We start from the raw sequence: 22,687 nt of genomic DNA on the forward strand, positions 1-22,687 counted from the left end.
TTTGCTAAATGTGTTTCTTCAACACTTGTTCAATCAACGATTGAATCGTTGTTTATTGGAATTAACGTTGACATATTGTCATTCAGTTTTCAATGTTCATTTCTTCAAAAAATAAAAATGGTGGAGACTAGCGGGATCGAACCGCTGACCTCCTGCGTGCAAAGCAGGCGCTCTCCCAGCTGAGCTAAGCCCCCAAAATAAAACTTAAGTTAAAGTCGGGAAGACAGGATTCGAACCTACGACCCCTTGGTCCCAAACCAAGTGCTCTACCAAGCTGAGCTACTTCCCGTATATCATTTTAATCAAATCATATTGATGCGCCCGATAGGAGTCGAACCCATAGCCTTTTGATCCGTAGTCAAACGCTCTATCCAGTTGAGCTACGGGCGCTTATATCAAGATGATGCCGAGGACCGGAATCGAACCGGTACGGTAATCTCTTACCGCAGGATTTTAAGTCCTGTGCGTCTGCCAGTTCCGCCACCCCGGCAAAACAAGGAAGCAGAAGACGGGATTCGAACCCGCGACCCCGACCTTGGCAAGGTCGTATTCTACCGCTGAACTACTTCTGCATTCTCATAAAAATTAACTGGTGAGCCATAGAGGATTCGAACCTCTGAGCCTCTGATTAAAAGTCAGATGCTCTACCAACTGAGCTAATGGCTCATTATAGATGGTGCCGGCCAGAGGAATCGAACCCCCAACCTACTGATTACAGGTCAGTTGCTCTGCCAGTTGAGCTAGGCCGGCTTTATTAAGATGGTGGAGAATGACGGGTTCGAACCGCCGACCCTCTGCTTGTAAGGCAGATGCTCTCCCAGCTGAGCTAATTCTCCGATTAATAGATTGCCTGGCAACGTCCTACTCTCGCGGAACGTAAGTCCGACTACCATGGGCGCTAAGGAGCTTAACTTCTGTGTTCGGCATGGGAACAGGTGTGACCTCCTTGCCATTGTCACCAGACAACTTACTTTATTAATGATACAACCTTTTGTAAGGTTTGACAACAGTTAATTTTACACTTTGTTAACACTGAGCTAACAAGTCATTTACAAAGTTCATATCAATTTTGACGACTTTTTTATAATACATCATTTGAGAGATATTGTCAACAGATGATATATATTTTTTTATTCGTCTTTAATAAGTCGCTCTTTAATTTGTTCGACCTGATGTATTATAGCACATCTCAAACAACAATACCACAGTATATCTAGTTTATCTTTATTATTTATGAGCATTTTTATATCTTGCATTTTACTATCTCATTCAAATCCACCGATTTACACATCTCTCACATATAGCTCTCAAAAAACTAATCTAACATTTAACATCATCAAACCATTCACAAATAAAAAAGATGCATCGACAAACATCTATCGACGCATCTTTAATATATCAATATTCTATCTCACTACTCTTATTTTTGACGCATATAAGGGAATAGCAATACATCTCTAATGCTTGCTGAATCTGTAAGCAACATAACAAGACGATCGATACCGATACCTAATCCGCCTGTTGGTGGCATACCGTATTCAAGAGCTTCGATGTAATCTTCGTCCATTTCATGTGCTTCGTCATTACCTTTAGCTTTTTCTTCTAATTGTGCTTCAAAACGTTGTCGTTGATCAATGGGGTCATTTAATTCTGTAAAGGCATTACCATGTTCTCTACCTACGATAAATAATTCAAAACGGTCTGTGAAACGTGGGTCATCTGGATTTTTCTTAGCTAGTGGAGAAATTTCAATTGGATGACCATAAACGAATGTAGGTTGAATTAATGTTTCTTCAACTTTTTGTTCAAAGAATTCATTAACGATATGGCCGTATTGCATGTGTTCAGTGATTTCGATGCCATGTTCTTTAGCTAAGTCTCTAGCTTCTTCATCACTGTGTACGTCAAAGAAGTTTACACCTGTCGCTTCTTTGATTGCATCTACCATGTGCACACGTTTCCAATCAGATTCTAAATCAATGGTTTGACCATCATAAGAAATTCTAGCTGTGCCTAATACATTTTGTGTAATGTGTCGAATCATGTCTTCAGTCAAGTCCATAATATCATGGAAATCGGCATACGCTTCATATAATTCAATCATTGTGAACTCAGGGTTATGACGTGTTGAGACACCTTCATTTCTGAATACACGACCAATTTCATATACTTTTTCTAAGCCCCCAACAATTAAACGTTTCAAGTGGAGCTCAATAGCAATACGCATATATAATGTTGCATCTAAAGCATTGTGATGTGTGACGAATGGACGTGCTGCTGCACCACCAGCGATTTGGTGCATCATCGGTGTTTCGACTTCTAGGTAACCGCGTTCATTTAGATAGTTACGCATTTCTTGTAAGATTTTACTGCGATTGATGAACGTTTGTGTACTTTCTGGATTGGTAATTAAATCGAGGTAACGTTGACGATAACGTTGTTCTACATCTTGAAGACCATGATATTTATCTGGTAATGGACGTAGCGCTTTAGATAAGATCGTAAAGTTTTGAACTTTAATAGAGAGTTCGCCTGTGTGTGTTTTAAACATCACACCTTCTACACCGACGATATCCCCAAGGTCAGCTATTTTCCATAAATCGTATTGTTCTTCACCAATTTCATCTTGGCGCACGTATAATTGGATTTGTCCTGAAATATCTTGAACGTGTCCAAATCCAGTTTTACCTTTGCCTCGTTTTGTCATAATACGCCCAGCAAGACTGACATGGCTTTCTTCTTCTTTTTCTTTTAGCTCATCTTTTGAGTATTGATCCCACTCTTCAATTAATTGTGATGCAACATGGCTACGTTCGAAACGTTTACCAAATGGATCAATCCCTAAATCAATTAATTCTTGTAATTTTTGACGACGCACCTGCATTTGGTCGTTCATTTCTTCTGACATGTTATTCGCTCCTTTATGCTTGTTGCTCAACGCGTTCTTGTTCTTTCGCTTTCACGTCTTGTTCGAATTGATGTAAGATATCAATCATTTCTTGTTCAGTATCAGCTTGGTTCAATGCTTTACGTGCTTTACCATTACCTCTGATGCCTTTAAGATACCAGGACGCATGCTTTCTCATTTCCATAACGCCGATTTTTTCACCTTTTAATTCTACTAGACGACGGAGATGTAATAAAGCAATTTCAATTTTTTCTCCAACAGTAGGTTCGCCGATTAATTCGCCTGTTTCAAGATAATGAACAGTACGATAAATCATCCATGGATTACCAAGTGCTTCACGACCAATCATGACAGCGTCAACACCTGTCTCTTGAAGCATTTTTTCAGCGAGTTCGGGGCTTGTCACATCTCCATTACCAATAACTGGAATGTCGACCGCTTCTTTAACTTGTTTAATAATATCCCAGTCTGCTTTTCCTTCATACATTTGTACACGTGTACGTCCATGTAAAGAGATTGCAGCAGCGCCGGCTTTTTCTGCCATTTTAGCATTTTCTACTGCGTAAATATGGTCTTCGTCCCAGCCGATACGCATTTTACATGTTACTGGTTTGTTTACGCGCTCAACGACAGCAGAGACCATTTCATAGATTTTATTTGGGTCTAGCAACCAACGTGCCCCTGCTTCACATTTAATAATTTTAGATACAGGGCAACCCATATTGATATCGATAATATCTGCTGTAGTATGTTGATCCACATATTCTGCTGCTTCTACCAATGTGTCCTTTTCACCGCCGAAAATTTGAAGTGATAATGGACGTTCATTTTCATCGATGTAAAGCATCTTCATCGTCTTAGGATTGTTGAAAAGAATCGCCTTATCACTAACCATTTCAGCACATACTAATCCTGCGCCAAATTCCTTCACTGTTAATCTAAACGCGGAATTACATACGCCTGCCATCGGAGCAAGCACAACGCGGTTATTTATCTCTACATCTCCAATTTTCCACATGATTATGACCTCTCAATCTTTAAACTTCTTCACGGAATCATCTGCTTCGACAAATGATTGGATGGATTGTTGTGACTGTGGTTCTATCACATCTGCTGCTATTTCATTTAAGGGAATGAGCACAAATGAACGCTCTAACATTCTCGGATGTGGGACAGTTAAATCATCTTCCTTAATTATTTTATCATCATAAAGTAAGATATCTACATCTAATGTTCTCGGACCCCAACGAATGGTTCTCACACGATGCAATTGTTGCTCTATGTATTGGCAAACTTCCAATAACGCGTTTGGTGTTAAGCTGGTTTCAACTTCGACACACTGATTTAAAAATTGGGGCTGATCCACATAGCCTACAGGTTCCGTTTCATAAATGGAAGAACGCTGTGTGACTGTGACATTGTCCGCTTCGTTTAACAACCGAATAGCTTCTTCTAACTGAGCGACTCGATCCCCAACATTACTACCAAGTCCTAAATACGCATGTACCATTATTGATTCACCCTTGTTATTTCGATACCTACCCCATCATAATGACCTGGTATAGGTGGATTTTCTTTCGTGATTTTAACTTTAGTTTCCAATACTCGATTATAGTGTGAATTTATACGTTTTGCAATACGTTCAGCGAGATGCTCTAATAAATTTACAGGTTCACCTTCCATAATGGTTTTGACATGTTCGAAAACTTCGCCATAATGAACGGTGTCTTCAACGCGATCACTTTCTCCCGCTTCAGCTAAATCTACTGCTAATGTCACGTCCACGACAAATACTTGACCGATCTCATTTTCAGCAGGGAGCGCCCCATGATAGCCGTAAAATCGCATGCCGTTTAGAAAAATTTTATCACTCATTGTCCATTCTCCTTCAACACATCCATTGCTTGGCCAATCTTAGCATTTAAGCTCACATTGTGTACGCGCACAGCTTGAATGCCTTGCATGATGCCATAAGCCGTCGTCGCAGCAGTCGCTTCATCTCGATCAGTAGCTGATGTTTCATAATCCACAATGTCCTTGATGAATCGCTTCCGGCTAGTCGCAAGTAAGACTGGATACTCTGTCGCAACGAGCTCATCTAAACGCGCCATGACCTCACGTTCTTCTTCTCTCGTTTTCGCAAAACCAATCCCCGGATCGATCCAGATTGACGATTTCGGGATCCCTGCCATTTCTGCTTTATTCGCTTGTTTGAGTAACATGACCATCATTTCATCCATGACTGGTTCATCGCGTTCGCCGTCCCCATTGTGCATCAATACCATTTCCGCTTCATATTGAGCGACCACACTAAACATGTTTTCATCATATGTGCCTGCCCATTGGTCATTAATCATTGTTACGCCACGTTGAAGCACGGCTTCTGCCACTTCACTGCGAAACGTATCTACTGATAATTGTACATCTAACTCAGCCAACGCTTCGACAACAGGTATGACACGCTCCATTTCTTCATCTAGTTCAACTTCTTCGTGTCCTGGTCGTGTAGAAACACCACCGATATCGATGATGTCTGCGCCTTCTTCCATCATTTCTTTTGCACGTTCCACCGCTTTGTCAACGGTATTAAACTTGCCGCCATCAGAAAATGAATCCGGTGTCACGTTGAGTATACCCATTATTTTCGTATGTCCCATGTTCAACTTCCTTCCGTCTATGTCAAAATTCAGTGTATGACTTACTTTTTATCATAACGTTAAATGCACATTTTTTCAGTATCCATCACTCGAAAATAAATGTAAAAATCTTACTATGTATGTTCAAAAAATAAAAAGGGCAAGCGTGTAACCCATCATAGATTACCCTCTTGCCCTAAATCTTATGCTATATTGCTCAGCGTAGCCGACTCATGAATTTTACGAGCTGCACGCTACACTGAAATGGATATCTCAATCCATAGCAATCATTAGTCATCAAATGAATATAATGGTGTAGATAAGTAACGTTCACCATTACTTGGTAAGACAGTGACAACTGTTTTACCTTTACCTAATTCTTTTGCTTTTTGAATAGCTGCGTGTATTGCTGCACCAGAAGAAATACCGCCTAAGATACCTTCTTCTTTTGCAACACGACGTGACATTTCCATCGCAGTTTCATTACCAACTTTGATAATGTCGTCATAAATATCTGTGTTTAATGTGTCTGGTACGAAACCTGCACCTAAACCTTGTAATTTATGTGGACCAGGTTCGCCACCACTAAGAACAGGTGAAGCTTCTGGTTCAATCGCTACGATTTGAATATCTGGATATTTTTCTCTAAGCACTTTACCAGCACCACTTAATGTACCACCAGTACCTACACCAGCTAAGAATGCATCGACTGTTTTACCTTCGAATTGTTCTACAAGTTCTGGTCCAGTTGTTAATTCGTGGACACGTGGGTTAGCAGGGTTTTCGAATTGTTGTGGTTCGAAATAACCGTGTTCTTCTTTTAATTCTTTTGCTTTTTTAATAGCACCTTTCATCGCTTCAGATCCAGGTGTTAATACAAGTTCTGCGCCATATGCTTTTAATAAGTTACGGCGTTCTTGACTCATTGTTTCTGGCATCGTAAATACAGCTTTATATCCTTTAGCTGCACATACGAATGCTAGTCCGATACCTGTGTTACCACTTGTAGGTTCGACAATTGTGTCACCTGGTTTGATTTTACCGTCTTTCTCAGCTTGTTCGATCATTGCTAATGCAATACGGTCTTTAACTGAGCCGCCTGGATTTTGATATTCTAATTTAACATAAACATCTGCTGCATCTTCGTCTACAACATGATTTAATTTTACTACTGGTGTACCGCCAATTACTTCTACAATATTATCTACTGGTTTTTGGGTCATGCTTTCACGCTCCTCAATTCATAAATATTAAACCATACTCTTTTTCTCGGATATATCTTTATTTTATCAGATATTTCTGTAAAAACAACTATAAATGACTTTTTGTTCACTTTATAATAATGCTTTTAACTCGTCTTCTGAGTATTGATATTTATTGCGGCAGAAATGACACTCTGCTTCTGCACCTTTATCTTTTTCAATCATATCCTCGATTTCAGCTTCACCTAAGCTTTTAATCGCTTTAAGGAATTTATCATGCCCGCATTTACATTCGAATGAGGCAGGAACGTTCTCTAGAATTTGTACTTCTTCTTTTTCGAAAATTTCATAGATCAACTCTTCTGGAGATAAACCTTGATCAATTAATTTTGAAACGGGTGTCATATTTGTGATCGTGTCTTCTAAGTGAGAGATTACTTTTTCATCTGCACCAGGCATCACTTGGATAATGAATCCACCTGCTGCTTTGATTGAGTTATCTGGGTTTACAAGTACTCCAAGTCCAACTGAAGAAGGGACCTGTTCACTTTTTGCAAAATAATAAGTGAAGTCTTCACCAATTTCACCTGAAACGATAGGACTTGATCCAGAAAAGTAATCTTTCATACTGACATCTTTGACTACTTGTAATGTGCCATCTACCCCAACTGCTCTACGTACATCTAATTTGCCTACATTGTTGAGTGGAAAGTGGGTTTGTGGATTGGTCACATAGCCTCTTACGTGACCTTTAGCGTCGGCGTCTGCGATGATTTGACCAATTGGACCATTCCCGTTAATTGTAACTGTTAATTTTTGATCGCCTTTCAACATTGCGCCCATCATCAATGTCGCGGTCATCGTTCTACCTAGCGCTGCTGAAGCAGTGGGCCAAGTGTAGTGTCTCGTTTGAGCTTCTTGGACAGTCTCTGTCGTAATCGCACTATATACTCTGATTTGTCCACGATACGCTAATGCTTTTGTAATATAATCCGTTGTCATATTGCTTATCTTCTCCTTTTGTTTGTCACGCGTATAACAAAACTCTCTTCCTAGTTATCAATATGATAGCAAGAAGAGAGTTTTGCAACTGTCTTGTTTAATTAATTTTTATCATTTGGACCGTAACTATTGCTAGAATCACCCGGTTGATCGATGTTAGGTGATTGTTCATGTGCAGTTGTGTCTTGATCGCTATCATCACTATCTTTATCTTGTGAGTGATCTTCGCTAGCATCATCTGAATCTTGACGTGATTTTTCGTCTTCGATATCTTGTTCTGCTTTACGATCTTCTTGTTCTTGTTTTTTACCAATACTAAGTTGTTCTTTGCGGATGTCTTCGTATGATTTACCATATTTGCCATCCTCGAACTCAGAGTCTTCGTCTTCAACCACTTTTGCAGAATCATAATCTACTTCTGGTAATTTACCTTCATAGAATAATGAGTGGATTTGTTCTGCTACTAATGTTTCTTCTTTAAGTAATGCTTGTGCAATGAGTTCTAGTTGATCTTTGTATTGTAACAAGATTTGTTTACAACGTTCATATTGTTCTTTCACGATACGTTGTACTTCTTTATCGATTTCGTAAGCGATTTGTCCTGAATATTCAGGTTCGCCTTGCATGTTTTTACCTAAGAACACTTGGTTGCTATTGTTATTAGAGAATTGTAATGGTCCGAGTTTTTTACTCATACCGTATTCAGTAACCATAGATCGTGCGATTTCAGTTGAACGTTCAAAGTCGTTTGAAGCACCTGTGGATACTTCATTGAAGTTAATATCTTCGGATACGCGTCCACCTAAGAGACCACAAATCTTATCGAGTAGTTCTTTTTCAGTCATTAAGAAGCGATCTTGTTTAGGTAACATCATCGCGTAACCACCGGCTTGACCACGTGGAACGATCGTAACTTTGTGTACGACTTCGGCTTCATCTAATACCATACCAATGATGGTATGTCCGGCTTCGTGGTGAGCCACAATATTGCGTTCTTTTTCAGAGATGGTACGTGATTTCTTAGCTGGACCTGCGATAACGCGGTCAGTAGCTTCTTCAATATCACGCATGTCGATTTTACTTTTACCTTCACGTACTGCGATTAATGATGATTCATTTAGTAAGTTTTCTAAATCGGCACCAGAGAAACCAGGTGTACGTTGTGAAATGGCTTTAAGATCAACTGTTTCATCAAGTGGTTTATCTTTAGCGTGTACATGCAGAATCGCTTCACGTCCTTTAACGTCAGGACGACCCACTTGAATTTGTCTATCGAAACGACCTGGACGAAGTAAGGCTGGGTCTAAGATATCAGGACGGTTTGTTGCCGCAATCATGATGATACCTTCATTTTCACCGAATCCATCCATTTCAACGAGGAGTTGGTTGAGGGTTTGTTCACGTTCATCATGACCACCGCCGACACCAGCGCCACGTTGACGTCCGACTGCATCAATCTCATCGATAAAGATGATACAAGGTGCATTTTTCTTCGCATTTTCGAATAAGTCACGAACACGACTCGCACCTACACCGACGAACATCTCAACGAAGTCAGAACCACTGATTGAGAAGAACGGTGCACCCGCTTCACCAGCAACAGCACGTGCAAGTAATGTTTTACCTGTACCTGGAGGGCCGACTAATAGCACACCTTTTGGAATGCGTGATCCCATTTTTTTGAAGCTTTTATTGTCTTTTAAGAAGTCGACAATTTCGATGAGTTCTTGTTTTTCTTCATCGGCACCGGCTACATCAGAGAAACGCACACGTTTTTTCTGATTGTCGTACATTTTCGCTTTGGATTTACCAAAGTTCATCATACGACCGCCACCGCCGCCACCTTGGGCTTGACTTAAGAAGAAGATGAATAATAATGCAATGATTAATACTGGAATTAAGGTTGTTAATATACTAACGAAGACACTTTGCTTTTCTTCTTCTTTAACAGTGAATTTCAAATCATCTTGGCTTTTCGCTTTGTCAGTGATATTTTCTAATTCTTTACTGTTATTGAATAAAATAGTAGATGAATACTCTTTATCATCTTTATTTTTACCGCTTACTAAGTAAACGTTTTGCTCGGGTTGAATCTCTAGTGATTTCAACTCTCCTTTGTCTAACTGCTTCACAAATTGATTATATGTAAGCTGTTTAGGCATATTGCCATTTCCATTTAACCATGAAAACAGACCGAATATAATTATGCCGATAAATGCGATAACGAGCACATTACGAAAGGCTTTCTGCATGCGATGTTTCCTCCTACTTCAATAATAAAGCTAACAAAGATTGTAACACAATAATTCATTTCTAGGCTAGTATTTCAACTTTGTTTCATTGTGCCTTCAAAGTCTGTTTCACTTTGTTTATTTCTTATATTTTTATTTTGAAAATGAAGTGCTCATTGATGGTTTGAAGCACCTCTTTGACGTTAATTACTGTAGATTTCTTCTTTTAAATATCCTATGTAAGGTAAGTTACGATAATGTTCATCATAATCTAAACCGTAACCGACAACGAATTCGTCTGGTATTTTTTTACCAACATATTTCGCTTCGATATCTGCTTTACGTCTGTTCGGTTTATCGAGTAACGTCACGATTTCAATAGAATTCACTTTACGCGCTCTCAATAATTCAGTAATAGATTTAAGCGTTGTACCTGTTTCTAAAATATCTTCCACAATCAGCACATCTTTACCTTCAATAGAAGAGCTTAAGTCTTTTAGAATTTGAACTTCACCTGTAGATTCTGTACCACCGTGGTAACTTGATACATCCATGAAATCAATAGATAGCTGTGTATCAATATGTTTGATTAAATCAGCCATAAACATCACTGATCCTTTTAAGATGCCGACACAAACCAGTGGTTTATCTTGATAATCTTTTGTTAATTGGGCACCTAAATCACGGCAAATAGATTGTATTTCCGCTTCCTCTATTAAAATTCCTTTCAAATCCTCTTTCATTTTTCCTGTTCATCTCCCACATATTTTATATCTACATCATTACGATAATCGTTGTCCTTAAATAACGTACCAACTGCGATGATAGCACCTTGCTTTGTCGTTACAATGGGTATCAACGGACGTTCATGTCTTGGAATTTTATGATCAATGAATAAACGATTCACTTTTTTATGCCCTGATTGACCATTGAGCTTGAATCGATCACCCTCACGTTTTGTTCTTACTGTGAGCGGATACGTTACAGCAGACATCGTGCCCTTGATCTGGATCTCATAGTGACCAAACGCATAACTACCTGCGTGTTCCAGTTGCTGTGATTGAACTTCAACCTCATTTTTTTCCATTATAACAAATTTATCATATACCAATTCAATTATCCATTTATCCGTAGTATACAACTGGACTTGCGCAATGTTTTTTGCTGCCTGCTCAAACCATGCTTGGTACGTCTTTTCGGAAAATGGATGATGCACCCCATCCTGTTGACCCATAAGATAGTCTAATACTGCTACTTTAACAGAATAACGTAAGTTGTTAAATGCTTCACGTTCTAATGCAATCTCAGTTTTTGAAGGATGGACGGTCGCATGGTGCTTTATAAATGCCGAAACCTCTTGCTGCAAGGCTTGACGCTGTTCATCATGCCAGGCTTTCAATTTTAACAATTGCGTGACATCCAAGTGTTCATTTTCAGTAATGGTCGGAAGGATGCGATTACGTATATCATTGCGAACGTAGGTATTATCTTGATTCGTATGATCTTCAAAATAAGGGACGTCATGCTGTTGTTGGTAATGATAAATATGTCGCTTTGGTACGCTTAGCATCGGACGGATTAACTGATACCCATCACGCTCACTCAAAGGCTCAATGCCTAAACTACTTCGCGTCGAACGTCCTGAGAACAAACGGTAAAATATCGTTTCTAATTGATCATCTTCATGGTGGGCGGTGAGTAAACAGTCGGCGTTCAAGTCGGGCATCATTGCATCGAACCAACGATAACGTGCTTCTCTCGCTGTTTGCTCAATACTAATCCCTTTAGCTACTGTATCACTTAAATCTAACTGCTTTACATAAAGTGGAATCTCTTTTTCAGCACAGTAACTTTCAATAAATTCAGCCTCTTGCTGGGAAGCCTTACGCAATCCGTGATTGACGTGGAGACAAGTGATTTCACGATAACTTTTTCGATATGTCGTTAATAATTGGTGTAATAACACCATGCTATCGACACCAGTTGAAACGGCGACGACGATATGATCTTGTTGACGCCAAAGCGATGTATCGAGTTGCATTGATCTCACCTCCACTCGTGTATCCTTTATCCTTATTTTTCACAATAAAAAAGAGTAGGATAGAAACCTTTATAAGGATACCCGAATGTTGATTCGCAGTCAGTCATACAATAAATCAAACAGCTCGTCGTTTCATTTATTGCATTCCTCAAAATTAGATTTCGCAATCCCACCCTGTAGGTGCCTAAATTTCTTTAAGATTGTTTGAACAAGCATCGCGTGCCATAATCTCATTCATGGATATTACGCACGATTAAATCCTTTCAGATATGTCCCAAGTGATACTCATTGAAAGCAATCATAAATTTTAAAGCATGTCATCTGTATAAACCTTAGCGTCTAGAACCTCTGCCACCGCGTCTTGATTCTGTTTGACGTTTAATTGTAGTCAATTTATCTTCGCTATCTTTTAAGAAATTACTTAATTTTTTCTCGAAGTCTTCTGGTTTATCTTGTCTATGATTTGGTTTGTGATTTGATTTACGCGGACGATCTTTTGCTTTTTTAATTGAGAGACTGATTTTACCATCGTCAGCAATAGAAAGTACTTTAACTTCTACTTCGTCTCCAACAGATAAATGATCTTCAACGTTTTCTACGTATTTATCGGCCACTTCACTGATATGAACTAAACCACTTTTACCTTCAGGTAGTTCAACAAACGCACCAAATTTTTTAATACCTGTGACTTTGCCTTTAAGTTTGTTTCCTACTTCGATTGACATATTCTAAATAAATCCTCCCGATTTTGATTCGATTTTACCCTTATTATATGCTTGTTTGCACTAATTAACAATGGTATTGTGTTTCAAATATAAATTTTAATGGTCCTCTTTAGATGATTTTCGTTCGGCTTGCGACTTGTCATCTGGCAGTTTAAAAATGACCTCTCCATCGTTGCTGAGATAGTATTCATCTCGGGCAATCTTTTCAATATAATTTTCATCATTAAGATTATTCAGTTGTTCCTTGAGTGCAAGTTCTTCGTCCTGTTGTTTTTGATATTTTTCTTCTTTCTGTTGTCGCTCAACTGCATTTTGATCGTTTTGATCTTTTTGAGCAAATATCATGACAGTGAGGACGATGATAATAGCAAGTAGAAGACCGCCGAAAACCATCACACGTCTACGCACGACCTTTTTTCTCATCTGTTGACGTTGTTTCTTTTTATTTTCCGCGGAAGTATAAGTGTTTCCAATATTTTCCACTTTTTTACTCATAACTTGCCTCCTCGTTATGCTTCACTAACGCGCTCTTCTTTGATGACTTCGTACATACCTTTCGCATTTTCTTTGTTCGCGTGTTCACTTAATCCTGTGACTTTAACAGTAACGATTTTTTGTCCAAAACGAATTTCTAATTCGTCGTTTTCTTTTACATCTGTACCGGCTTTAGCCACTTTACCATTCACGGTAATGCGCCCTTGATCACTCATTTCTTTAGCGAGTGTACGGCGTTTAATTAATCGAGCGACTTTCAAATATTTATCGATTCTCATTGTTTTTCTCCTCCTTGAGATAAGTAGCGACGTAATTCCGCTTCATCAAGTGATTGTTGCTTAGTTTCATCATATAATTTCATAAAATGGTCTGCAAATACTTTTTCAAATTTCACGCGAGGCACTTTACCTTCTTTCGCTTTCGCATCTGCCCATATTTCTTTTAAATCCTCAGTATCTTGCGCTTCTGCATCTCCAAAGACATGTGGATGACGACGAATCATTTTGCTAGTAAGACTTCGAATCACTTCAGTGATATCAAAGTAGCCTTCTTTTTTACCAATACTTGTATGCAGTAGCACTTGGAGTAAAATATCTCCGAGTTCCTCAACCATATGCCAATCATCTTCATTATCAATCGCTTCGAATAATTCGAATGACTCTTCGATGAGATAACGTTTCAACGAATCATGGGTTTGTTCTTTATCCCACGGGCAGCCTTTTTCATCATCGACTAAGTGATCGATAACTTGAGTTGCAAACTCAAAGTCACCATAAAGTGATTGTGGCTCAGTCACACGTGGCACAAGAACACTTGTAAGATTATCATACCATGCTTCATCGAAATCAATTTCGTGTAACGGCATCGCTTTAAGTTCTGAACCGCCACTATGCGCACCTTTTACGATATAAACTACATGTTCATCTGGATAACGTTCCATGAGTGTGAGTTTTAAATCTGCAGCTACCATCGCACTGTACACTTGTGTGATCAATGTATCGGTACGTACATTTAATAACTCAGCGCTGATGTCTGTGGCATCAAGTAAGGTAAAGCCATCATTCGGATCACGACCGACAGATGTGAAGACGTCATCTATGAAACTTTTACCGCCTTTCACTTCAAGCTCAAACGAGTGATCTTGTGCTGCCTTCTCAGCAAGACGTACGGTCGTCGTTTCTGCGACACGTGGATGTCCTGGCACTGCATAAACGACATCTTCTGTTGCTGCTAGCTCTATCAGTTCAGCCACGATCGCATCGTACACCTCACTGAAGTCATCATATTGTTCATAAATGGCATCAAAACTTTTGAAAGTTACATCATTTGAGAGCGACTCAATCACAGGGTGATCAAGTGTACGTGCATAAATGATAGATTGATTTTCAATAAAGCGATAGATGCCTAACGGTAAGTCGTCTAATCCGTAGTTACCTAACCCTATCACTGTGATTTTGTGTGACATTAACGTCTTCCCTTCTTCAATTGACTCAATTTTTTCCCATTGGGAGGTACTGCAATTCTTCATCACTAAACATATGGAGTATGACGATCATCACACCAAGTACGATCATGCCGATGATAGCGGCGACAATTAGTAAGATGAAGCCTGTGAATCGACCTTCTGTATCTACGAGTTGCAATATACATTGTACACTCAACGTCATGACGATCATACTTATGATTAATTTTAATACAAATTGCATCATCGCGCTAAAATGATATAAGCGTGAGATTTTCAGTTGTAAAATGAGTACGAAAATAATTAATGATACGACTGTAGCAATACTAGCACCCATGATATGCATCGCAGGAACCAGAATCATGTTAGCGAGCGCTTTCGTCAACATACCAATAATTAACGCAATTAAAATAGTGCCCTCTTGTTTACGCACTTGTAACAGTGAAATGTAGATCATGATAAGCGATACACAAATGACCGTCAACATGTAGACTGCTAAAGTCCCCGTCAACGTATCTTCTTTAAAGAAGACACGATTCATTAACGGGAGTAAATTGATTAAACCCACACATGCAGCCGTACTGATAGCTACAGTAATCTTCACTGAGACATTCGCATAGTGATCCACGCGTTCCATATCCTCATCATGTAATGCTTTTGTCAGTAACGGGATGAGCACAAAGCTAAATGTGGTTGTCACGATTAGCCCCATCTGAATGAATGAAGCACCTCGATCGTAAACCCCTTTTTGTGTCACCGCATGAGATAAGGATATACCCGCATCACGTAAACCATTTAATACAGTGAAGCTATCGACCACTTGCCACAAGATGACGATCAACTGACTCACCGCAAAAATCATCACAGCCATCACAAGTTTACTCCACGGCTGCATTTCAATCTGTTTATGACGTTTAAATGAAATCGTAAACGGCTTTTTACGCCAAATATAAACAGATGACAGTAAGAAACCAATCGCAGAACCACCAATGGCGAGCGCGCCAACGTGATAGACAGACCAATCAAATTGAATGAATATCAGTATGCTGACGATGATGATTGCAACACGAATCACTTGCTCAATCACTTGTGACACGGCTGGTATCGCCATTTGGTTTTTCGATTGAAAATAACCCCGTAGCACGCCGAGTATACCGATAAAAAGAAAGCTGAAACTCGCACTTCTTAACATCGGTGCGAGGTGTTCATCTCCCATCAGCTGTGCCATTTGAGGCGCAAAACAAATTAATACGATAAACACCGCAATACCGACGAGTTGAATCCGGAGTAATAGTTTAGAATAAATCACTTCATCGCGGGAACGACTATACAGTTGTGTGACCGCACTTGGGACGGCGTTCATCGAGAGTATCATACTGAGCGCAACGATGGGATAAACTTGTTGAAAGGCGTATAAGCCTGCGTCCCCGAGTATGTTTTGATACGGTACACGATATACAGCGCTGAGCACTTTCACGATTAAGAGCGCTACCGTTAATACCACGACACCGTCAAATGCGGATTGATTATACTTTTTCATCCACGATAGCCATACTTTCTTCAAGACATTTGGCTAGGAATTTCAAGTTGTCTAACCAGTTATTTTGTTTTGTGAGTACCACTTTCATCTTGTTCTCTTGGACGCCCACTTTGAGCGCACGGCCGAGTGGCATCGTTTCTTTAAATAGTACTTCGCCGTTGATTTCATTGGTGCTGCTTTCTGATAAGACCATGTCGATCTCTTTACCTGTATCTTTCACAGAAGTTACACCTGCATGTAAGGCATGCACTTTAATTTCCATCATATCTAACAGACGTGCGACTTCTTCTGGATAATCTCCGAAGCGGTCGATGAGTTCGTCTTTGATGTCCATTAATTGTTCGGTATCTTCCACTTTGCGTAATTTTTTATAAATTTCTATTTTCGCTTGTTCGCTTGGAATGTAAGATGCAGGTAAGTACGCATCTATATTGAGTTCTATCTCGACTTCGGGTGCTTCATTCACTGGCTCTGGAATACCTTGTTTTTCATTTACCGCTTCTTCTAGCATTTGTGAATACAAGTCGAAACCGACAGAATCAATAAAGCCGTGTTGTTGTTTACCAAGTAAGTTACCAGCACCTCGAATGTTCAAGTCACGCATCGCGATTTTAAACCCGGAACCGAGTTCAGTGAATTCTTTGATAGCTTGTAATCGTTCTTCTGCTGTTTCACTGAGTACTTTATTCGTTGGGTGTAAGAAATAAGCATAACCGATACGGCTCGAACGACCGACACGACCACGTAATTGATAGAGTTGACTTAAGCCGAAGCGGTCAGCATCTTCAATCAATAATGTATTCGCATTTTGCACATCGACACCTGTTTCGATAATCGTCGTTGTGACTAAAATGTCGAATTCATGATTCATGAAGCTCAGCATCGTTTCTTCTAAATCTCGCTCAGTCATTTGCCCATGTGCGATACCGATACGTGCATCTGGCATCAACATTTGAAGTTGTTCACGTTTTTCGTATATAGATTGCACTTTATTGTAGAGATAGAATACTTGTCCATCTCTAGATAATTCGCGTTCTAGCGCCTCTTTAACAAAGCTCATGTTTTGTTCTAATACGTACGTTTGCACTGGGAAGCGGTTCTCTGGTGGTGTTTCAATGACAGATAAGTCGCGCACCCCTAACATACTCATGTGAAGCGTACGTGGAATTGGCGTCGCAGTGAGTGTGAGCACATCGACGTTCGCTTTCAGTGATTTAATACGTTCTTTATGGCGCACCCCAAAACGTTGTTCCTCATCGACAATGAGAAGGCCTAAATCTTTATATTGCACATCTTTTGCGAGTAATTTATGTGTACCGATGACAATGTTGACTTCGCCAGATTTTAAGCCTTCTTTCGTTTCTTTGTTTTCTTTGGTTGTTCTGAAGCGGCTCATTAAATGAATGTTGATTGGGAAGTCTTGCATACGTTCGATTAATGTTTCGTAGTGTTGTTGCGCTAAGATGGTTGTCGGTACTAAGAAGGCGACTTGTTTTCCTTCCATGACAGCTTTGAATGCAGCACGAACAGCAACTTCGGTTTTACCGTAACCAACATCACCACATAATAAGCGATCCATTGGACGTTGTCGTTCCATATCTTGTTTGATTTCTTCGATAGATTTATCTTGGTCGGGTGTGAGCTCGTAAGGGAAGTCCATTTCAAAGTCATGCTGTTCTACGCCATCAGGGCCATATTGATATCCGACTGATTTTTCACGTTCTTTGTATAAGGCGATGAGTTCATCAGCGATATCTTCCACGTTTTGTTGGACTTTGGCTTTTGTTTTCTTCCATTCCGTACCACCGAGTTTATTTAACTTCGGTGTTTTATCTTCGGAAGCCACATATTTTTGGACTTGATCCATTTGGTCCACAGGTACAAACAGTTGGTCAGTCCCTTTATATTGAAGTTTAATATAGTCTTTATGCACGCCACCGACATCTAAGGTTTCCACGCCTAAATAACGGCCGACACCATGATGGACATGGACAATATAATCGCCGACTTTAAGATCTTGATATGATTTAATTTTTTCAGCATTTGTCAGTGTTTGACGTTGCTTACGTTTTTTCTTCTGTTTCGTTTTGAATAGTTCTCTTTCAGTAATAACAACCAGTTGCATATACGGCAGTTCATAACCTTCTGATAGGCTGCCTTCAGTAATGATCACTTTACCTTCTGTATCAGAGACATTTGTATCGTCGATCGTAGAAGGAATGTGCATTTCATTCAACATACTTTGAATGCGTTCTTTTTTCTTCTCAGTCTCTACTAACACGACGACCGTATTATTTTGTTGCACGTAACGGTTAAATTCTGAACGCATGATATCGTATTGCCCGTAAAATTGTTGAACTGGTTTACATGAAAATTTAATAATATCACTTAATTTCACCGGCATAGTAGACGTGAATAGTGTGAAGTAAGCAATCGGATGACCTTCGAGTAAATGATCAAAGGTATCATCATACATAAAGCGTTGTCCGATGAAGCCTTTACCACTTTCGATTAAGTTTTGCATAAATTCTTCAACTTCTGTGTTCAACGATGTTTCTGTTTCTTTGATGCGGTTGTATTCGTCTACTACGACTGTGACGTTGTCTTTGAAGTAATCAATTAGCGTTGCGGGTTGTTCATACATGAATGCCACTAAACGGCGTAACACTTGATGATCAAACAGATTATCCTCGAATAATTGGAAGCTTTCGTAGGTTTCTTTCAAATCATTACGTACAGATTTGTCGATTTTTGGACGGGTCTCTTCATAAGCAGCTTTGAGCTGTGTTTTCGTATGGCTCAACACGTCATCCGTAATGATGTAGTCACTTGCGGTCGTAATATGCACTTCATCCATATTATCTTGAGAACGTTGTGATTCTACATCAAACATACGAATGGAATCCACTTCTGTATCGAATAGTTCTATACGTACAGGTTCACCAATCAGTGGGAAAATGTCTATAATACCCCCACGCATTGAAAATTCACCTATATGAGATACGACAGTTTCACGACGATACCCCATATTTACTAACTTATTAAGCAGTTCATCAATATCGATCTCATCACCGATTTTCAAAGTTAGTTGATGGGATTGCCACATGTCGACCGGTGTTAACCATTTTTTCAGACCATTTAACGGCACGATAAATAACCCTCTCTCACCATGTGCGAGCGCCGTCAATGTTCTAACGCGTTCACTCATGAATTGAGGGCTTTGTGTTGAAAATTCTTCCGTCATAATGTCCTGCATCGGATATTTATAAACTTCGTCACTTTCAACAAATTGGAGTATATCAGATTCTAATTTATCAGCTTGATAAAGATTGTTTGTCACGATCAGCATCTGTTCCGGGCTTCTTAAATACTTTTCAGCGAGCATGGTTGCTTTAGCTGAAGGTGATAGCCCAGTGACTAGGATATTTGCTTGTCCAAATAACTCGTCTAATTCTTGATATCTTTCGGTTTTATTTATATATTCTGTAATTATTGATTTCACTTGATCTCACCATTATATTTATTCATTACGTTATCAAATCTTGAACTTTCAATAAATGCTTCGACAGCTCGAGCTGCATGTTCGATGACTTTATCCATTGTTTTCATTTCTTCGGGTGAAAATTTTTGTAAAACATAATCTGGCACACTCATTCCATTCGTCGGACGATCTATACCAATACGAATGCGTTTAAATTCATTTGTGCCAATACGTTTAATGATGGACTTCATCCCATTATGTCCGCCTGCACTCCCTTTTTGACGCAAACGTACCTGACCTTGTGGTAAGTCTAAGTCATCGTATAAAACGAGTAAATCTTCAGGTTCCACATTATAGTATTCCATTAATGGACCGACTGCTTCACCAGATAAATTCATCATTGTCATGGGTTCGATAAACATGACCTTTTCATTGCCTAAGCGTTCAATCGTATAGGCGCCTTTGAATTTTTGTTTATCTAGCTCAAAGTGGTTGCTTTCTAATAAATGGTCAATCACTTCGAAACCGATATTATGTCGGGTCATTTCAAATCGTTTACCGATATTACCCAAACCCACAATACATTTCATATATGCTAACCCTCCTTAGTCGTTGTTTATGTATAGTGCATATGTATATTGCATAAAATAATTGCTCTATTCGTTATGTCTACCATGCATTTTGATACATGGCTCTTCTTAATCGTACCGCTTCTCATGAAACTACATCTGTTGTAGAAGCGTCCTTGTATATCATTTCGGTATCATTTTAATAGTAACATAAATTCACACATGAGCGTATGCGAAAGCAATGTAACTTTCAATACAACGAGAAAAGCATCTACTCCTATTCTTCATAAGAGCAGATGCTTTATTATCAAATGATTTAACTTCGACGTTCAGTCAGAAAGCGATTATTCTTTACCTTCTTCGTTTTGACCAGCAACTTCTGGTTCTTCAGGTTCTTGTTCGCCTTCCATTTCTTCAACTTCTTCTTCTGTTGGTTCATCAGTTGGAGGAACAACAGAAACGACTGTGTCGTTTTCATCATTTTCGATTGTGTAATCTTTAGAAGCTTTAAGTTCAGAAACTGAAATAGATTCGTTGATTTCTAAATTGCTGATATCTACTTCGATTTGTTCTGGGATATTGTCAGGAGTAGCTGTGATTTCAAGGTCGAATAGTGGTTGTTCAACAACGCCACCTTCTTTGGCACCTACAGCTTCACCAACTAATTGAACTGGTACTTCTACAGTACGTTCTTCAGTCATATTGATTGCTAAGAAATCAATGTGAGTGATTTTGTTTTTAAGTGGGTCGAATTGATAATCTGAAACCATGACTTTGATTGTTTTAGAACCAACGCCTAGGTCGATAACACCGTTACGACCAACTTCACGAATGACTTTGATGAATTCAACTTCATCTACTTTTACAGAAACGTTTTTAGTACCGTAACCATATACAATGCCAGGTACTTTACCTGCATTTCTAAGTGCTTTTAAGTCTGAACGTGTTTGTTTACCTTGACGGATAATAGACTTCAATGCAGTCATTATATATTTCCACCTTTCAAATATTGCTCTGATCGAGCTCCTCACTTGCCCATCAACATCTATCGTTGCTTGCAAGTGTTTATTCGTCCGTAAAATAACGAACGTACACATTATACACGGTAGTTAACTTTTAGTCAAATAGTACACTAACAGATTCACGTTCATAAACACGGACAATAGCTTGAGCAAGTAGTCCAGCTACTGATAATTGTTTTGTGTTTTCCGGTTTTTGAGAATCATCAAGTTGAATTGAATTTGTGACAACTAATTGTTTGATCGCTGAATTTTCAATACGATCTTTGGCAGGGCCTGATAATACAGGGTGAGTACAGCAAGCATAAACTTCTTTTGCACCTTTATCCATCAATGATTGTGCAGCTAATGTAATTGTACCTGCTGTATCGATAATGTCATCAATGATAATAGCAGTACGTCCTTTGATTTCACCCACGATGCTCATCACTTCTGCAACGTTTGGTTTTGGACGTCGTTTATCAATGATGGCAATCGGTGTTTTTAGGAAGTCTGCAAGTTTACGTGCGCGCGTCACACCGCCGTGGTCCGGAGATACAACGACACATTCATCCATGTCGATATCTGTGCTGTTTTTGAAATAGTTCGCTAAAATAGGTACACCCATTAAGTGGTCGATTGGAATATCGAAGAAACCTTGAATTTGAGGTGCGTGTAAGTCTAACGCAATCATGCGGTCTGCACCTGCTGTTTCGATTAAATTCGCTACGAGTTTGGCTGTGATTGGTTCACGGCTACGTGCTTTTCTATCTTGACGTGCATAACCATAATAAGGAACAACGATGTTAATATTTGCCGCTGATGCACGTTTACATGCATCGATCATAATAAGTAATTCCATCAAATGTAGGTTAACTGGGTTTGATGTTGGTTGAATAATAAATACGTCGCAACCACGAATACTTTCTTCAATGTTGATTTGGATTTCTCCATCGCTAAATCGTTTAACTGAACATTTACCAAGTTCAATACCGACATGGTCCGCTACCTCTTGTGCTAACGGTTCATTCCCCTTTAGTGAAAAGATTTTTAAAGAAGAATTCTTATATTCGTTGTTTAACATTTTAATAGTCCTCCAATTAGTTAATTCAATTCATTTATCGCATGAGCAATGTGACACGATTATGATTGTGGCTCGTTCGTTGTGCGCGTGCATTTTCTCTAACTTATCTATTAGCTACAACAGCTATATATTCTATTTATTCAAGTTGATTAAGATTTATAATATCCTTCTTTAGTTGTCTGTCTGCTTCTTGCAATCGCAAAGCTATCATCTGGCACTTCATCTGTAATGACAGAACCTGCAGCAGTGAGTGCGCGATCTCCTACGCTCACAGGTGCGATCAGGTTCGTATTACATCCGATAAAGGCATCTT

The 22,687-nt window shown here is 39.3% G+C and carries 18 protein-coding genes, 8 tRNA genes, 1 rRNA gene and 2 pseudogenes; all 29 read right to left on the reverse strand.

Annotated elements, in window-relative coordinates:
* Positions 1–118: 118 nt before the first annotated feature.
* Positions 119–194, reverse strand: a tRNA-Ala gene (locus tag APS80_RS09005).
* A 21-nt stretch (positions 195–215) separates the two neighbouring features.
* Positions 216–289 (reverse strand) — tRNA-Pro (locus APS80_RS09010).
* A gap of 27 nt (positions 290–316) precedes the next feature.
* Positions 317–390, reverse strand: a tRNA-Arg gene (locus tag APS80_RS09015).
* Between the two features lie 14 nt (positions 391–404).
* Positions 405–490, reverse strand: a tRNA-Leu gene (locus tag APS80_RS09020).
* Positions 491–500: 10 nt separating this feature from the next.
* A tRNA-Gly gene (locus tag APS80_RS09025) sits at positions 501–572 on the reverse strand.
* 18 nt (positions 573–590) lie between these two features.
* A tRNA-Lys gene (locus APS80_RS09030) sits at positions 591–666 on the reverse strand.
* Positions 667–674: 8 nt separating this feature from the next.
* A tRNA-Thr gene (locus APS80_RS09035) sits at positions 675–750 on the reverse strand.
* Positions 751–760: 10 nt separating this feature from the next.
* Positions 761–836 (reverse strand) — tRNA-Val (locus APS80_RS09040).
* Positions 837–848: 12 nt separating this feature from the next.
* Positions 849–963: ribosomal RNA gene (gene rrf, locus APS80_RS09045) — 5S ribosomal RNA — on the reverse strand.
* A 457-nt stretch (positions 964–1,420) separates the two neighbouring features.
* Positions 1,421–2,908 (reverse strand): lysine--tRNA ligase, encoded by a 1,488-nt coding sequence (gene lysS, locus APS80_RS09050; RefSeq protein WP_059107939.1) that lies wholly within the window; start codon positions 2,906–2,908, stop codon positions 1,421–1,423.
* A gap of 13 nt (positions 2,909–2,921) precedes the next feature.
* The gene (gene dusB, locus APS80_RS09055) at positions 2,922–3,926 is read right to left on the reverse strand and encodes a tRNA dihydrouridine synthase DusB (RefSeq protein WP_059107940.1); all 1,005 of its coding nucleotides are present in this window, start codon (positions 3,924–3,926) and stop codon (positions 2,922–2,924) included.
* Positions 3,927–3,938: 12 nt separating this feature from the next.
* Positions 3,939–4,418 carry a 2-amino-4-hydroxy-6-hydroxymethyldihydropteridine diphosphokinase gene (gene folK, locus APS80_RS09060; protein ID WP_059107941.1) on the reverse strand — a complete coding sequence of 160 codons (480 nt, stop codon included), beginning with the start codon at positions 4,416–4,418 and terminating at the stop codon, positions 3,939–3,941.
* Positions 4,418–4,783: a dihydroneopterin aldolase gene (gene folB, locus APS80_RS09065; protein ID WP_059107942.1), complete on the reverse strand. Its 366-nt coding sequence runs from the start codon at positions 4,781–4,783 to the stop codon at positions 4,418–4,420. The genes folK and folB overlap by 1 nt, the downstream gene beginning before the upstream one ends.
* Positions 4,780–5,565 carry a dihydropteroate synthase gene (gene folP / locus APS80_RS09070; protein WP_059107943.1) on the reverse strand — a complete coding sequence of 262 codons (786 nt, stop codon included), beginning with the start codon at positions 5,563–5,565 and terminating at the stop codon, positions 4,780–4,782. Before folP ends, folB begins: the two co-directional genes overlap by 4 nt.
* A gap of 269 nt (positions 5,566–5,834) precedes the next feature.
* A complete protein-coding gene (gene cysK / locus APS80_RS09075) occupies positions 5,835–6,767 on the reverse strand; it encodes a cysteine synthase A (protein ID WP_059107944.1) in 933 nt (310 codons plus the stop codon).
* 111 nt (positions 6,768–6,878) lie between these two features.
* Complete coding sequence (gene hslO, locus APS80_RS09080) at positions 6,879–7,748, reverse strand: Hsp33 family molecular chaperone HslO (protein WP_059107945.1); 870 nt, start codon at positions 7,746–7,748, stop codon at positions 6,879–6,881.
* Positions 7,749–7,849: 101 nt separating this feature from the next.
* On the reverse strand, positions 7,850–10,000 hold the full coding sequence (gene ftsH, locus APS80_RS09085) for an ATP-dependent zinc metalloprotease FtsH (RefSeq protein WP_059107946.1): 2,151 nt from the start codon (positions 9,998–10,000) through the stop codon (positions 7,850–7,852).
* Positions 10,001–10,182: 182 nt separating this feature from the next.
* Positions 10,183–10,722 carry a hypoxanthine phosphoribosyltransferase gene (gene hpt / locus APS80_RS09090; protein WP_059107947.1) on the reverse strand — a complete coding sequence of 180 codons (540 nt, stop codon included), beginning with the start codon at positions 10,720–10,722 and terminating at the stop codon, positions 10,183–10,185.
* Complete coding sequence (gene tilS, locus APS80_RS09095) at positions 10,719–12,020, reverse strand: tRNA lysidine(34) synthetase TilS (RefSeq protein ID WP_059107948.1); 1,302 nt, start codon at positions 12,018–12,020, stop codon at positions 10,719–10,721. Before tilS ends, hpt begins: the two co-directional genes overlap by 4 nt.
* A gap of 332 nt (positions 12,021–12,352) precedes the next feature.
* Positions 12,353–12,745: a S1 domain-containing RNA-binding protein gene (locus tag APS80_RS09100; RefSeq protein WP_059107949.1), complete on the reverse strand. Its 393-nt coding sequence runs from the start codon at positions 12,743–12,745 to the stop codon at positions 12,353–12,355.
* A gap of 96 nt (positions 12,746–12,841) precedes the next feature.
* Entirely contained in the window at positions 12,842–13,240 is a 399-nt protein-coding gene (locus APS80_RS09105) for an FtsB family cell division protein (RefSeq protein WP_059107950.1), read from the reverse strand.
* Between the two features lie 14 nt (positions 13,241–13,254).
* Positions 13,255–13,518, reverse strand: a complete 264-nt coding sequence (locus tag APS80_RS09110) for an RNA-binding S4 domain-containing protein (RefSeq protein ID WP_059107951.1) — start codon at positions 13,516–13,518, stop codon at positions 13,255–13,257.
* Positions 13,515–14,705, reverse strand: coding sequence for a MazG nucleotide pyrophosphohydrolase domain-containing protein (locus tag APS80_RS09115; protein ID WP_059107952.1), 1,191 nt, complete (start codon positions 14,703–14,705; stop codon positions 13,515–13,517). The genes APS80_RS09110 and APS80_RS09115 overlap by 4 nt, the downstream gene beginning before the upstream one ends.
* Positions 14,705–16,242, reverse strand: a pseudogene (locus APS80_RS09120) (oligosaccharide flippase family protein). Before APS80_RS09120 ends, APS80_RS09115 begins: the two are co-directional and overlap by 1 nt.
* Positions 16,229–19,735 (reverse strand): transcription-repair coupling factor, encoded by a 3,507-nt coding sequence (gene mfd, locus APS80_RS09125; RefSeq protein ID WP_370688020.1) that lies wholly within the window; start codon positions 19,733–19,735, stop codon positions 16,229–16,231. The pseudogene APS80_RS09120 and the gene mfd overlap by 14 nt, the downstream one beginning before the upstream one ends.
* A 5-nt stretch (positions 19,736–19,740) precedes the next feature.
* The gene (gene pth, locus APS80_RS09130; protein WP_059107954.1) at positions 19,741–20,313 is read right to left on the reverse strand and encodes an aminoacyl-tRNA hydrolase; all 573 of its coding nucleotides are present in this window, start codon (positions 20,311–20,313) and stop codon (positions 19,741–19,743) included.
* 323 nt (positions 20,314–20,636) lie between these two features.
* Positions 20,637–21,278, reverse strand: coding sequence for a 50S ribosomal protein L25/general stress protein Ctc (locus APS80_RS09135; RefSeq protein ID WP_059107955.1), 642 nt, complete (start codon positions 21,276–21,278; stop codon positions 20,637–20,639).
* Between the two features lie 130 nt (positions 21,279–21,408).
* A complete protein-coding gene (locus APS80_RS09140; RefSeq protein WP_059107956.1) occupies positions 21,409–22,374 on the reverse strand; it encodes a ribose-phosphate diphosphokinase in 966 nt (321 codons plus the stop codon).
* Positions 22,375–22,523: 149 nt separating this feature from the next.
* Positions 22,524–22,687: pseudogene (locus APS80_RS11050) on the reverse strand (hypothetical protein); the annotation flags it as partial.

The organism is Staphylococcus auricularis (assembly GCF_001500315.1).
GTDB lineage: Bacteria > Bacillota > Bacilli > Staphylococcales > Staphylococcaceae > Staphylococcus > Staphylococcus auricularis.

What these genes read in the sequence shown, in the direction of transcription:
- hslO (WP_059107945.1), bottom strand. Translation starts at nt 7,748, where the DNA reads ATGACAACGGATTATATTACAAAAGCATTAGCGTATCGTGGACAAATC.
- APS80_RS09115 (WP_059107952.1), bottom strand. Translation starts at nt 14,705, where the DNA reads ATGTCACACAAAATCACAGTGATAGGGTTAGGTAACTACGGATTAGAC.
- tilS (WP_059107948.1), bottom strand. Translation starts at nt 12,020, where the DNA reads ATGCAACTCGATACATCGCTTTGGCGTCAACAAGATCATATCGTCGTC.
- ftsH (WP_059107946.1), bottom strand. Translation starts at nt 10,000, where the DNA reads ATGCAGAAAGCCTTTCGTAATGTGCTCGTTATCGCATTTATCGGCATA.
- folP (WP_059107943.1), bottom strand. Translation starts at nt 5,565, where the DNA reads ATGGGACATACGAAAATAATGGGTATACTCAACGTGACACCGGATTCA.
- hpt (WP_059107947.1), bottom strand. Translation starts at nt 10,722, where the DNA reads ATGAAAGAGGATTTGAAAGGAATTTTAATAGAGGAAGCGGAAATACAA.
- APS80_RS09140 (WP_059107956.1), bottom strand. Translation starts at nt 22,374, where the DNA reads ATGTTAAACAACGAATATAAGAATTCTTCTTTAAAAATCTTTTCACTA.
- APS80_RS09135 (WP_059107955.1), bottom strand. Translation starts at nt 21,278, where the DNA reads ATGACTGCATTGAAGTCTATTATCCGTCAAGGTAAACAAACACGTTCA.
- folB (WP_059107942.1), bottom strand. Translation starts at nt 4,783, where the DNA reads ATGAGTGATAAAATTTTTCTAAACGGCATGCGATTTTACGGCTATCAT.
- APS80_RS09100 (WP_059107949.1), bottom strand. Translation starts at nt 12,745, where the DNA reads ATGTCAATCGAAGTAGGAAACAAACTTAAAGGCAAAGTCACAGGTATT.
- pth (WP_059107954.1), bottom strand. Translation starts at nt 20,313, where the DNA reads ATGAAATGTATTGTGGGTTTGGGTAATATCGGTAAACGATTTGAAATG.
- cysK (WP_059107944.1), bottom strand. Translation starts at nt 6,767, where the DNA reads ATGACCCAAAAACCAGTAGATAATATTGTAGAAGTAATTGGCGGTACA.
- APS80_RS09105 (WP_059107950.1), bottom strand. Translation starts at nt 13,240, where the DNA reads ATGAGTAAAAAAGTGGAAAATATTGGAAACACTTATACTTCCGCGGAA.
- APS80_RS09110 (WP_059107951.1), bottom strand. Translation starts at nt 13,518, where the DNA reads ATGAGAATCGATAAATATTTGAAAGTCGCTCGATTAATTAAACGCCGT.
- folK (WP_059107941.1), bottom strand. Translation starts at nt 4,418, where the DNA reads ATGGTACATGCGTATTTAGGACTTGGTAGTAATGTTGGGGATCGAGTC.
- lysS (WP_059107939.1), bottom strand. Translation starts at nt 2,908, where the DNA reads ATGTCAGAAGAAATGAACGACCAAATGCAGGTGCGTCGTCAAAAATTA.
- dusB (WP_059107940.1), bottom strand. Translation starts at nt 3,926, where the DNA reads ATGTGGAAAATTGGAGATGTAGAGATAAATAACCGCGTTGTGCTTGCT.